We start from the raw sequence: 13,192 nt of genomic DNA on the forward strand, positions 1-13,192 counted from the left end.
CGATTAGCCGAACAAAAAAGTTAATCTTAGATTCTATATTTGAAACAAAAGAAATACTATATCAGAAATTTTCTTTACCCGCCCCTAAACGGAGGAAAATTTCTCATGGAATATATCTATATGTACGTGCTTTCCTGCGGATAACCAGGTTTAAGGATGGTGTTATTCAAATTTAGGTTTATTTTAAATATCTGAAACAAACCATTAATTCAAAAACACCTTATACTTCTGCAGTTCGTGGAAAATTCCCAGCAAATCACCATTGATGTCGATATGCTGCTTCATCGACATGAGTTCGAGTACCGACTGGTCTTCAGGATTTCGCACGTAGAAATTCAGCTTCTGCTCTCCCTTGTTTTTGGCGAAACTGCTGATGAAGAAATCCAGGTCTTGTTTTCGAAGATCATTAATATCAACAACCACCGTCATTTTCTTGGCAAACTTCTCGAAGGCGTCTTTCAGATCGATAATATCCGCAACATTTACGAACACTCTTCCGTCATTCGATTGGGAAAACTTGATCTTGAAAATAACGAACCGCTGCAGGTCAACCTTATCGCGAAGCCGCATATAGTCGCGGTCTCCCAAACGGAAACTATAACTGCCGCTGTAATCTTCGAGGGTTACGAATGCGATTTTCTCGCCGCTGTTTTTGCCGTCGCGCACCGTGTATTCGGTCACCATTCCTGCGACCATATATTCGGGAGTATTATTTTTAAGCGCCTGTTTCTCCTTCCACGAAAGTTTATCGTTGTTGAAAAGGTCGGGCTGATTCGGGAAAGCGGATTCCTTGAAAGCATCCACCTCATCCAGATTCAGAAAATTGAAAGCTCCTTTCGGCTCTGCCTTTTTAGTCGGCTCATCGATCATTGCTTCTTCCCCATCCAAATCTTCGACTGCGATATCCACTATCTCGTCGTCGGAATCAGAAACATCTACCGGGAGGACTATTTTTTCAAGCTCTTCACCGCCGTGCTTCTTCCCTTCCAGGATTTCCTTTTTGCTTAATGCACCTTCGATAAACTGGTACTGGAATTTATACTCATCCAGCGGATGTGCCGAAAGATAGAACCCGATGATTTCCTTTTCACGGTTGAGTTTGTGCATATTCTGCCATTCCGGAGCGGGGTTTATTTTGGGCTGCTCGATTTGCACTTCCTCGGCAAAATCGGCAAACAGCGAGTTTTCTATTTCATTCTTGCTGTCCTGAAAGCTTTGACCATAACGAAGGAGACGCTCGATATTGGTTCTTCCCGCATTGTCGATGTCGAAATATTGTGCGCGGTGGTATTTATCAACCTCGTCGAAAGCACCTGCAATCACCAAACTTTCGGCAACCCTTTTATTGATTTGAGAATATGGAACTTTCTCGAAGAAGTCGTAGATATTTTTGAATCTTTCCGTTTTTCGTGCCTCTACAATGGCTTCACTTGGACCTTCGCCAATTCCCTTGATGGCGCCCAATCCGAAGCGGATCTGTCCTTTATCGTTCACCGCAAATTCATACTGCGATTCGTTGACGTCGGGACCCAAAACATCCACACCAATACTTTTGCAGTCCTCCATAAACATCGTGATCTGCTTGGTATTGTTAATGTTGTTGCTCATCACACTCGCCATATATTCTGCGGGATAGTTTGCTTTAAGATAGGCAGTTTGGTAGGCGATCAGCGCGTAACAGGTGGAGTGCGATTTGTTGAAGGCGTATTCCGCAAAAGCTTCCCAGTCTTTCCAGATTTTGTTCAGCTTCTCTTCATCCAGGTTGTTGGATTTTCCACCTTCGATAAACTTCGGGTACATCTTGTCCAGCACGTCTCTCTGTTTCTTACCCATCGCCTTTCTCAGGTTGTCGGCTTCGCCTTTGGTAAAGTTGGCGAGCTTCTGCGAAAGCAGCATTACCTGCTCCTGATAAACGGTAATTCCGTAGGTTTCGCCGAGATATTCTTCGGTTTCCGGTAGGTCAAAGAGCGTTTCTTCAATCTTATGCTTTCTGTTGATAAAGGAAGGGATATACTTAATCGGACCTGGTCTGTACAGCGCGTTCATTGCAATTAAATCTGCGAATTCGGTCGGTTTCAGTTCCCGCATATATTTCTGCATTCCAGGACTTTCGTACTGGAAGATTCCTACTGTTCTCCCCTCCTGAAAGAGTTGGAAGGTTTTGCTGTCGGTGAGCGGAATCTTGTCCGGGTCGATGTCGATTCCGTGTCTTTGCTTAATAAGTTTGATGGCGTGCTTGATGATGGTCAAAGTCCTTAAACCCAAGAAGTCCATTTTGAGCAATCCCGCGTTTTCCGCAACAGAGTTGTCAAACTGCGAAACCAAAATGTCGGCATCTTTAGCAGCTGTGGTAATCGGTACCAGGTTCGAAATATCTTCTGGCGTAATGATCACTCCGCATGCGTGGATTCCGGTGTTTCTGATGCAGCCCTCCATTTTCTGTGCAGAGGAAAGCACTTCGTATCTTCCGTCGTCGGGATTGGCGAGGATGTCCTTCATTTCCTGAACAAGCACTTTGTCTTCGGGAGCGAGTTTCTCAAACTTCGAAAATGCTTTCGCGATATTCATTCCGGGAATTGAGGGAACCAGTTTCGCGATATTGTTAGTTTCGGGAATCGATACATCCAAAACTCTTCCTGCATCTTTAATCGCAGATTTCCCACCAAGAACTGAATACGTAATAATCTGCGCCACATTGTTTTTTCCGTATTTGTCAACCACCCATTTGATGATTTTGTCGCGGCCTTCATCGTCGAAATCGATATCGATATCGGGCATGGAAACCCTTTCCGGATTCAGGAACCTCTCAAAAAGGAGGTCGTATTTGATGGGGTCCACATTGGTAATCCCGGTACAGTACGCCACCGCAGAACCTGCAGCAGAACCACGACCCGGACCGACCCAAACCCCCATCTTTCGCGCCTCGTTGCAAAAATCCTGTACAATCAAAAAGTAACCGGGATATCCGGTATTGGCAATAACCTCCAGTTCGAAGTCGAGCCGTTCCCTGATTTCAGCGGTGATTTCGGAATATCTTCTTGCAGCGCCTTCGTAGGTCAAATGTCTCAGGTAAGCATTTTCACCGCGTTTGCCGTTGTCGGCTTCATCCTGCTCATCTTTAAACTCTTCTGGAATCGCAAACTCCGGAAGCAGCACGTCACGCTTCAGCGTGTAGCGTTCAAACTTCGCCAGGAACTCGGTATATGCCTCAAAAGCGTCGGGATAATTTCTAAAGGTCTGCTTAAGCTCTTGTTCGTCTTTAATATAAAATTCGTTGGTCGGAAGTGCTCTGCGTTTTCCGAAACCTTTTCCGACCGGGGTTGAAAGTTTCTCCCCATCCTTGATGCAATACAGGATGTCCTGAATATTGGCATCGGCTTTTTCTGTATAGAAGGTTTCGTTTTGTGCCAGAATCTTCACTCCGTATTTGTCGGCAAACTCGAGCAGCACGTCGTTGAGGTGTTCCTCCTCTTCCACCTCGTGGTTTTGGATCTGTACGTAGAAGTCTTCGCCAAAGGTTTCTTTCCACCATTTGAACACTTCCTCCCCTTTCTGCTCACCGAATTCGAGAATCGTATTGGGTACGTCGCCCGCAGTTCCGGCCGTCAATGCGATCAAGCCCTCCTTATATTCGGCAATCATTTTTTTAGAGATCCTGGGAACGCCGAAATAGAATCCGTTCACGAATCCAAAACTCGACAGTTTCGCCAGGTTTCTGTAGCCGTCGAAATTCTTTGCCAGTAAAACCACATTGGTTCTGCGGTCGGGATCGTCTTTGGTAAACTGCTTCTGTTCGGGGCGGTCCGAAAGATAGAACTCGCAGCCGATTACTGGGATGAAGTCGTGTTTCTTGCCGAGGAATTTTTCTTTATTTTTAAGAAAATCCTTTTCCTTGTCGGGAGTTCTTTCTACATCTTTTTCCTGCTCATAGGTTTCGTTGAACTTCTTGCAGTCTTTGTTCCATGATTCAATTTCGGAAACAAACTTAAATGCGCCCATCATATTTCCCAGATCCACCAAACCGACGGCGGGAAAATTGTTGCGCTCCGCCTTTTCGAGCAGTTCGTGGAGGTGCGACGATGCCTGCAAAGACGAGTAAATACTGTGGTTGTGGAAATTGAAATAGTCGCCGATTTCCACCTCGTCGGTATCGCCGAAATCGACGGTCTTTTTCTCCTTCGATTCGGCAACCTGTCTTCTGATGACGATTCCGAACGGTTTAATCGGATTCGGATGTGCTTTGATAAATTCCTGAAGCTCGCTTTCGGTGATCTTTAAGCTCGATGCAGGAATAATCCCGATTCGCATCATCTCGAAGAAAATCTGTGCGGTGGCGTTCACATCGGCGGCGGCGTTGTGTGCCTCGTCAAATTTCTCGCCATAGAGTTTTTGGTACAGTTCCTCCAGTTTTGGGGATTTGTACTTCCCTCCTTTTCCGCCGGGAAGTTGGCAGAACTCTGTCCCGAGTTCCATGGTATCGGCGGTAGGAATTGCTTCTAAAGTGTTTTCGATCTCTTTTCTAAAAAACTCTGCACCCACGATTTTGTAGTCGAAGTCGATATTGTGACCGACCACGACCTGCACTTTTTTCAGCACCTCTCTGAATTCTTCGAGCACTTCAGCCAAGTCTCGCCCTTCCTCCATCGCTATTTTGGTAGAAATTCCGTGGATTCTCGCAGCATTGAAAGGAATATCGTAACCTTCCGGTTTAATGATATAGTCCTGGTTTTCGAGCAGGTTTCCGTCCTTATCATGGAGTTGCCAAGCGATCTGCACCATTCTTGGCCAGTTTTCGGAATCGCTCAGCGGCGCGTTAAAGTTTTTTGGTAAACCCGTGGTTTCCGTGTCGAAGATTAAAAACATAATGTGTTAAAAGAGCCAAGTCAAAAGAGCCAAGAGCCAAGGTGAAAGAACCAAGTAATTCCAATAGCTATCGGAATAGCTAAAGCAGAAAAGGTTACGAGTTGATCGGTTCCTGTTTACTTTATTTTTTTGCTCGTGTAAAAATAGTTTAAAATATCAGGAAAAAAAAGAAATCGCGAAGGAGTTATCCCCAACTTTTCTGAACCTTTTCTTCAAACTCAATTTCTGGATCCAGGATTTCTTTGATAAGGTTTGAAACCGATCTCATCGGGATTTGCAGTGAATCAGTTGAAATTTCATCCGTTCCGAAAAGCTGAAGGTTCTGCACTCCTTTCCCCACTTCTGCGAAACTCCAGATGCCGCACTGCACAAAATTGTCTGGATACATTTTCCCCTGAAGAACCGAATACGCATAAATGCTCAGCTGCATCGCCTGCTTGTAATCGTCGCGGAAGAAAAGCATTTCTAATTTTTCAACGTCCTCTTCCTTCTTGGGAACGGCGACCGAAAGGTTTTTCGTCTTGGCGGTTTTATAGTCGATGATTCTAAGATTTCCGTTGAGGCGGTCAATTCGGTCGATGAATCCGTAAAATTTCACCGCATCAATCGTTTCTTCATTAATAATGAAAGGAATATCTTTAAAATTTCCTTCCACGCTCAGAATTTCCAGAGTGTTTCCACTTTCCACCAGTTTTCGGTCAACTTCCAAAACATTTCGTACTACTCTTTCAGCGATGGTTCGGTGAATGTAGTTCATTCCTTTTTCATAAAATTCAAGCTGGAATTTTGACTCAATTATCGCTTCATCAACATATTGACGTATCGCTTCATTTGAAAGTGATAAATCAATTACATTCAGATTTTTACCGATGAATTTTTCATAAATAAGCTGTAACGCCAAATGGACCAAAGTTCCGTAACTGCGTTGTGAAAGTTCTTCCTCGATTTCCTTTTCTTCCCGAGTTCCCAAGATTTTCGTCATATAAAAATCAGTCGGATTATAGAGATAAGTGCTCAAATGCGAAGCCGAAACCCGCTCCTTCCATTCCTGCAGTTTTTCCAGAACGACAGGAGTTTTCTCAATCTTCATCAGTTCCTCCTGAATCGGGTCTGAAGTGTTTTCAATAATAATCTTTTCTATTTCATGGTAGGAATCCTCAATCTCAAGCTGGGTGATGAAACGGCTCTGTTCACCAGTATTTACACCGGAACTTAACACATTGAAAAGCAGATGAACCTGTTTGGAATCCTGAATCAACCGGTAAAAATGGTATGCATAAATACTGTCGTTTTCAAGGAAAGTGTGCAGTCCAAAATGCTTGCGGACATCAAAAGGAATGTAGGTATTCTGCGAATTTCCGAGCGGAAGTTTACCTTCGTTGGCGGAAAGGAGAATGATGTTCTCAAAATACAGAAGCCGAGTTTCGAGCAACCCCATTACCTGTAATCCTTGAAGTGGTTCGCCTTGAAAATCAATCGTTTCCGAATTAACGAGTTGGTTGATCAGCACCTCCAAAGTTTCCATTTTGATTGGGAATGAATACGGAGAAATCTGATTCTTAATGATTTTAAAACTTCTCTCGAAATGTGAAATATTCTCAAAAAGAATATCGTCCAGATCCCGAAACTTCAACTGGTAACAGAAATTGGTAAGCGAATCGAGAAATGAAACGGAGTTTTCGGGTTTAATGAGAAGGTTATAGTAAGAAAGTTCCTCAAGCATTTCCGCAAACTGTTTCTTGGAGATGTAAACAATGTTCCGCTCCTCAATTTGGGATTTGAAATGGTCAACAATTTTTCGGTCGGCTTCGTCATTCGGAAGTTCTTCCAAGATCGAAAGCAGATCATTGTAATAATAAGAGGAATCCTTTTTCTCCAACTGTTTCTGAAGATAGAAAAGCTTCTTCATCGCATTGCTGAAACTCAGATTTTTCAGCGGAAATCCCATGGTGATATTGAGATGTTTCACCGAGCTCAACGCGTCCAAACTTGCGGGAAGCAGATTTTCATCCAGCAAAACTACAGCGGTTTTGGAAAGATCTTCGTCATTGATTTTTTCGAAAATCGTCGGTAAAACTTTTGTTTGCGTGATGTTTCCGGAAACTTCGTAAACCTTGAGTTCTTTCGGCTGCGCAAAATCATTCTCGATCCAGCGAAAACTTCGGCTGTCATTGAATTCCTTCCATTTTTTTATTCCTCTCAAGAACTTTCCTGATTCCTGTTTTTCATCATTGATGTAATATTCATCTGCCTGGAAAAAACACTGTGCTTTGTCCCATTGCAAAAGCGTTCTCACCAATTTTTCCTCAACCGGAGTAAAGGCATTGAAACCACAAAACACAAATTTTTTGTCCGTTTGAAGAGCGAAATTCTCGATTTTGTCTCTCGCAGATTCGTGGATCATTCCTGCAGTTGCCCAGTTTTTCTCATTGAGTTTCTGTTTTAGCAGCGGAAGGAACAAATTCATTTTCTGCCAGAAATTCAGGAACTTCTTTCTGGGATTATCCTCGGTTTCGCCCAAATTTTCCGACCAGTTTTTGATCCTTTCCTCGTCGAACATATATTCCAGAACGGCTTTGTCGCTTTCGGCAAACTTCAGAATATCGTCCCAATCTTTCAAAACAGTGGGAAACCATTTCAGGAAACTGGCAAAATCTTCCGACGGCTGTATTTCCCGATACACTTCAAACGCAAAAAGCCAAAGCGAAATTCCCTGTACTGCCCGTTTTCCGGAGATTTCTCGAATCAGATCTTCTACCGTAAAAAAATCGGGAAGAAAACCCGAATACTGCTTTTCTTTCAGAATCTGCTTAATAAAGACAATCGGTCTTTTTCCCGGAAGCACAAAGGTAAATGCCGACAAATCCTGCTGATTCTGTAACAGTTCGGATATTATTTTATTTAAGAATTTCATAGTTTAGTCGTTAAAAAAAAGCACCAATTTCTTGATGCTTCTATAAGTTTTCTTATCGGTTTTACTGCACCACGATATTTTTTTCTAGCCAAATATTTTGTCCGGCGCTGTCTTTACCGTTCCAGAACTTAAAGGTGAAAGTTCCCTTTTCCTGCGGACGGAAATTGATCTGTGAAGCTCTTGCAACCACATTTCCGCAAGTTGCTGATGTTTTGAATTTATAGGAAACCACCTTCCTTTCCAATAAAGCGGAATATTGATAATCATATCCGTAAAAACCTTCGCAAGCACTGCTGTAATTGGAATAAGTCTTAATCGGCAATACAGTGAGAACCGAAATGGTATCTTTTTCCACCACAATACTGTCGATTTTCACGGGATCGACGCTTTGAACTTCGTCACCGTCGTGTCGGTCATTGCAGCTCGTCAAAAACAAAAAAGGAACTGCGAGCAAAAAGATATTTATTAAATTTTTCATAGGAACTGCTTCTTTTTAATTGAACGTCAAACATATCTGTTTTATTCGAAAGAATCAGGAATTAAAATTTCCTTTTGATAAATATACTACTTTTTTTGTTTCGAAAAACTCGCTGTCGAAATAATTTTTAAGGTCGAAAACTTCCACTTTCAGTCCTGCAAGTTCTTCCGCCAAATCGCCACCTTTCAGATAAAGTACGCCGTTGTGTTTTGGGTTGAATTGTTCTTTTTCAAACTTTCCCTTTAACCATCGCAGGAAAACCGGCATCTGTGTTACCGCGCGACTTACCACAAAGTGGTATTTTTCGTTCAGTTTTTCAGCTCTTTCGTGAATTCCTTTGACGTTTTTCAATCCCAAACTTTCGGAAACTGCGTTGACCACGGTTATTTTTTTTCCAATAGAGTCAACAAGCGTGAACTGAACTTCAGGGAAGAGAATCGCCAATGGAATTCCGGGGAAACCTCCACCTGTACCGATGTCGAGCACCTTTGTTCCGGGTGCGAATTCCATCACTTTTGCAATTCCCAATGAATGCAACACGTGTTTCTCGTACAGCGAATCCATGTCTTTCCGGGAAATGACGTTGATCTTCTCATTCCAATCTCCATAAAGTTCCTCCAATTTTGAAAACTGGGATTTCTGTTCATCACTAAGATCCGGAAAATATCTTTCGATCAGCGCTGCACTCATTTTCGATAAAGGTTTGGCGCAAAAATAGAAAAATGAATCCAAAATCTTACGCTTTGAAAACTTAAAAAAACCGATTACCTTTGATCAATTTTAAAAATAAGAATGGAAAAATTTTCAGACCGGCTGAACCGGATGAGTTTCTCGCAGACTTTTGTGATGAGCAACAAAGTGCGACAAATGAAAGCAGAAGGACTCGACGTGATCAGCTTGACTTTGGGCGAACCGGATTTCGATGTTCCCGACAATATCAAGGAAGCTGCTTTTGCGGCGATTAACAACAATTTCAGCCATTACTCCCCTGTTCCGGGGTTCCTCGATTTGAGGGAGGCGGTTTGTGAAAAACTCAAACGCGACAATAACCTCGATTACAAACCAACGCAGATCTGTGTTTCCAACGGTGCAAAACAATCTATTCTAAACGTTCTCGCTTCAATTATTAATGACGGCGACGAGGTGATTCTTCCCGCTCCGTATTGGGTGAGCTACGACGAGATGGTGAAAATGATGGGCGGAAAATCGGTATTCGTTGAAACTTCCATTGAAACCGAATTCAAGATGACCGCCGAACAGCTTGAGAAAGCGATCACCCCGAAAACAAAAGCACTGTTATATAGTTCACCGTGTAATCCATCGGGAAGTTTCTATACCTACGATGAACTCGAAAAAATCGCCAATGTCATTGCAAGACATCCGCAAATCACAATTATTTCCGACGAGATTTATGAGAAAATCAACTACGATGGGAAACATACTTCGATTGCGGAATTTCCGCAGGTTTACGAACAAACAGCTGTGATTAACGGAATGTCGAAAGCGTTTGCGATGACCGGTTGGAGAATTGGTTATTCCGCTTGTCCGGATTGGTTGGCGAAAGCGTGTGAAAAAATCCAGGGACAGATGACGAGCGGTGCAAACACGATGGCGCAAAAAGCTTCGGTAACCGCATTAAAAGCCGATCCGACCACTTACGATTATATGATTAATGAGTTCAGGAAACGTCGCGATATTGTTTATAACTTACTTAAAGACGTCCCCCATTTTAAAGTCAATTACCCGAAAGCGGCGTTTTACTTTTTTCCCGATATTTCCTTTTACTGCGGGAAAACTTTGAACGGAACCTTCATCAAAGATGCCGATGATTTTGCAATGTTCCTGCTCGACCACGCACATGTGGGAACGGTTGGCGGAACTTCGTTCGGGAATCCTGGCTGCATCCGGTTTTCGTACGCAGCATCGGAAGAAGAACTTACAGAATCGATGAGAAGGATTCGGGAATGTCTTGAAAAAGTGGAGATCAGCTAAAACTGGGCAACAAAAAACCGTTTCAGAATTTTTGAAACGGTTTTTTTTTATTTGCAAATGGTTTTAGAATTTGATCACTTCCGCCATTTTTTCGTTTTCCTCGTTTACCAGATCGTCGTCCACAAGGATTTTTCCTGAATGCTCGTCGATGATGATTTTCTTTCTCTGCGCGATTTCCATTTGTTTTTGTGGCGGAATTGTGAAGAAAGAACCTTTCGGCGCACCTCTTTCCAGACCAACTACAGCAAGTCCGTTCAGCGAGTTAGTGCGGATTCTTTGGTAAGAAGCCAGTAATCTTTCGTCGATGTTTTTAGAGAACTCTTCAGATTTTTTCAAAAGGTATTCTTCCTCTTTCTGAGTTTCTGCAACCAATGAGTCCAGTTCCTCTTTTTTGAATTTCAGGTGCTGCTTCAAATCTTCGATTTTAGCATTCAGTTCATCAAGCGTTTCCTTCTTGTGGCTGATTCTTGCACCGAATTCTTTAATTCTTTTTTCAGCCAGCTGAATCTCAAGATCCTGAAACTCGATTTCCTTACCTAAAGCTTCGAATTCCTTATTGTTTCTTACGTTGTCTTGTTGGGCTTTATATTTTTCGATCAAAGTTTTTGCGTGGTTGATCACCTCGTTTTTGGTATTGATCTCGTCGTTTTGCTCCTTGATTTCGCTTTGGAATTTCTCGGCTCTTTTTTCAAGTCCTTCGATTTCAATTTCCAGATCTTCCACCTCGATTGGCAATTCGCCTCTCGTATTGCGGATTTCGTCTAATCTTGAATCGATGATTTGAAGGTCGTAAAGCGCTCTTAACTTATCTTCAACAGAGATTTCTACAGTTTTTTTAGCCATATTTTACAGAAAATAATTTACAGGGTTGGTTTTCTCAATGGATTTTGAGACTGCAAAGTTAGTAAATTTTTGCGACAAAATATCCACCAGTTGCTGAGCGACAAATTGTTCCGATTCGAAGTGGCCGATATCGCAGATCAGCATTTTGCCCTCGCTTTGGAAGAAGTCGTGGTATTTCACATCTCCCGTAAGATAAGCATCACAACGATTCGCAATTGCGGCTTTAATTCCGCTTGCTCCGCTTCCGCCCAAAACGCCTACTCTCTTGATTTTTTTTGAGTTGAGGTTGGAATGTCGAATTACTTTCAGATCAAATTTCTCTTTTACCATTTTCAGAAATTCCTGTTCATCCATTTCATTTTCCAGATCGCCGAACCTTCCCAATCCAGCATATTGGTTTTCATTGTCGAGGGAAATGATTTGATAGGCAACCTCTTCGTAAGGATGTGAAGCTTTCATTGCGGAAACAATTCCGTTTTGTTTAAAGTTTTCAAAAATCACGGAAATAACTTGTTCATCACTGTTTTCACGGATCCCTGTTTCACCTTTAAAAGGATCGGAACCATCGAGCGGACGAAAAGTTCCTTTACCCGAAACCGAAAAACTGCATTCGTCGTAAAAACCGATATTTCCGGCTCCTGCATCAAAAAGGGCTTCTTTTACTTCTTCCACATTTTCGTTGGGAATATATACTTCCAATTTTTTTAGATTCGAAGTTTTGGGCATCAGTATTTTTTGGTTCTTCAATCCGAGTTTCCCGCATATACCAAAGTTTACCCCGAAATAATCGTTGTCAAAAGCCGTGTGTACCGCATAAATTGCGATTTTGTTTTCGATGGCTTTGATGACAGCTTTTTCAACATAATTTTTTCCTGTCAAGGATTTTAACCCAGAAAAAATAATAGGATGGAAAGTGAAGATCAGGTTTTGTTTATTGTTAATGGCTTCATCGACCACATTTTCCAACGCATCGTGACAAACCAAAACACCTGTAATTTCACGCTCTGGATTTCCGCACAGCAAACCGACATTGTCGAAATCTTCTGCCTGTTTTGCGGGAATTAATTTTTCAAATTCGGAGATAAATTCACTGATCTTCATCTTTCAAAAATATTTGAACGAAGATAAAACAATAATCTCTGATGATAAAGCCAGCGCAAAAAATCGCGGTTTTTCTTTCTGCATTCATTTCAGTTTTAATAAGTTTGTAGTTTATTTCTGAATCACAAATGGAACAGCACAACGAAGAGGAACATAATTATATATCGGAACGCACAAAGTGGAAACGGCAGCTTTACCGGATTATCTTCAAATCCGACACGAAGCTCGGGAAGCTTTTCGACATCATCCTGCTTGTACTTATTTTGCTGAGTACCTTTATCGTCATGATGGAAAGTGTGAAGGTGATCGATGCCAAACTACACATTCTTTTCATCGTTTTGGAGGTGATCATCACGATGTTCTTTACTATAGAATATATTCTGAGAATTCTGGTGATCCGCAACAAGCGGAACTATATTTTCAGTTTCTTTGGGATCATCGATTTCTTGGCGATTCTTCCGTTTTATCTGAGTTTGTTCTTCCCGATTACCAAATATTTCCTGATTATCAGGATGCTGAGAATGTTGAGGATTTTCAGGATTCTTAACCTGATGGACTTCATGAACGACGGTTACCTGATTGTTCGAGCACTGAAAAACAGTTCCAGAAAAATCTATATCTTCCTTCTGTTTCTGATCATTTTTTCGGTAATTGTGGGCTCGATGATGTTAATGGTTGAAGGTCACCGGGAAGGTTTTGAAAGTATTCCGCAAAGTATTTACTGGGCAGTCGTTACGGTTACTACGGTTGGTTACGGTGATGTTTCGCCGGGAACTCCGCTCGGGAAGTTTCTTTCGGTACTGCTGATGCTTGCGGGTTACTCGATTATCGCAGTCCCGACAGGAATTGTAACGGCTGAGATGCGCAACAAGCGGCAAAATTTCGAACTGGTTTGCCCGCGCTGCGGAAACGACGATGTGGATGACGACGCGCGCTACTGCAAAAAATGTGGCGAAAAAATTCTGTAATAGAGAGAGAGATTAAAAAAATAAAGCACTTCA

At 42.2% G+C, this 13,192-nt stretch carries 8 protein-coding genes; 2 read left to right on the plus strand and 6 right to left on the minus strand.

The features are described 5' to 3' along the window. Positions 1-204 precede the first annotated feature (204 nt). From dnaE to rsmG, 4 genes are all read right to left on the minus strand, one after another. On the minus strand, positions 205-4,863 hold the full coding sequence (gene dnaE, locus MTP09_RS08105) for a DNA polymerase III subunit alpha (RefSeq protein WP_243547764.1): 4,659 nt from the start codon (positions 4,861-4,863) through the stop codon (positions 205-207). Between the two features lie 184 nt (positions 4,864-5,047). Then, entirely contained in the window at positions 5,048-7,777 is a 2,730-nt protein-coding gene (locus MTP09_RS08110) for a PD-(D/E)XK nuclease family protein (protein WP_243547765.1), read from the minus strand. Positions 7,778-7,838: 61 nt separating this feature from the next. After that, positions 7,839-8,255, minus strand: a complete 417-nt coding sequence (locus MTP09_RS08115) for a hypothetical protein (RefSeq protein WP_243547767.1) — start codon at positions 8,253-8,255, stop codon at positions 7,839-7,841. Between the two features lie 54 nt (positions 8,256-8,309). Beyond that, positions 8,310-8,945, minus strand: coding sequence for a 16S rRNA (guanine(527)-N(7))-methyltransferase RsmG (rsmG, locus tag MTP09_RS08120; protein WP_243547769.1), 636 nt, complete (start codon positions 8,943-8,945; stop codon positions 8,310-8,312). Positions 8,946-9,047: 102 nt separating this feature from the next. Between rsmG and MTP09_RS08125 the strand changes: the two genes are divergently transcribed. Next, positions 9,048-10,247 carry a pyridoxal phosphate-dependent aminotransferase gene (locus MTP09_RS08125; protein WP_243547771.1) on the plus strand — a complete coding sequence of 400 codons (1,200 nt, stop codon included), beginning with the start codon at positions 9,048-9,050 and terminating at the stop codon, positions 10,245-10,247. 63 nt (positions 10,248-10,310) lie between these two features. Here the strand turns inward: MTP09_RS08125 and MTP09_RS08130 are convergent, their stop codons facing one another. Continuing rightward, complete coding sequence (locus tag MTP09_RS08130; protein ID WP_243547773.1) at positions 10,311-11,090, minus strand: zinc ribbon domain-containing protein; 780 nt, start codon at positions 11,088-11,090, stop codon at positions 10,311-10,313. A 3-nt stretch (positions 11,091-11,093) separates the two neighbouring features. Further along, positions 11,094-12,191, minus strand: coding sequence for a Nif3-like dinuclear metal center hexameric protein (locus MTP09_RS08135; protein ID WP_243547775.1), 1,098 nt, complete (start codon positions 12,189-12,191; stop codon positions 11,094-11,096). Between the two features lie 128 nt (positions 12,192-12,319). Between MTP09_RS08135 and MTP09_RS08140 the strand changes: the two genes are divergently transcribed. Then, positions 12,320-13,159 carry an ion transporter gene (locus MTP09_RS08140; protein WP_243547778.1) on the plus strand — a complete coding sequence of 280 codons (840 nt, stop codon included), beginning with the start codon at positions 12,320-12,322 and terminating at the stop codon, positions 13,157-13,159. Positions 13,160-13,192 lie beyond the last annotated feature (33 nt).

The sequence above is a fragment of the Chryseobacterium suipulveris genome (assembly GCF_022811685.1).
Lineage (GTDB): Bacteria > Bacteroidota > Bacteroidia > Flavobacteriales > Weeksellaceae > Kaistella > Kaistella suipulveris.

Bases quoted from the DNA above. Each gene is read 5' to 3' on its own strand.
- dnaE (WP_243547764.1), bottom strand. From the start codon at position 4,863: ATGTTTTTAATCTTCGACACGGAAACCACGGGTTTACCAAAAAACTTT.
- MTP09_RS08110 (WP_243547765.1), bottom strand. From the start codon at position 7,777: ATGAAATTCTTAAATAAAATAATATCCGAACTGTTACAGAATCAGCAG.
- MTP09_RS08115 (WP_243547767.1), bottom strand. From the start codon at position 8,255: ATGAAAAATTTAATAAATATCTTTTTGCTCGCAGTTCCTTTTTTGTTT.
- rsmG (WP_243547769.1), bottom strand. From the start codon at position 8,945: ATGAGTGCAGCGCTGATCGAAAGATATTTTCCGGATCTTAGTGATGAA.
- MTP09_RS08125 (WP_243547771.1), top strand. From the start codon at position 9,048: ATGGAAAAATTTTCAGACCGGCTGAACCGGATGAGTTTCTCGCAGACT.
- MTP09_RS08130 (WP_243547773.1), bottom strand. From the start codon at position 11,090: ATGGCTAAAAAAACTGTAGAAATCTCTGTTGAAGATAAGTTAAGAGCG.
- MTP09_RS08135 (WP_243547775.1), bottom strand. From the start codon at position 12,191: ATGAAGATCAGTGAATTTATCTCCGAATTTGAAAAATTAATTCCCGCA.
- MTP09_RS08140 (WP_243547778.1), top strand. From the start codon at position 12,320: ATGGAACAGCACAACGAAGAGGAACATAATTATATATCGGAACGCACA.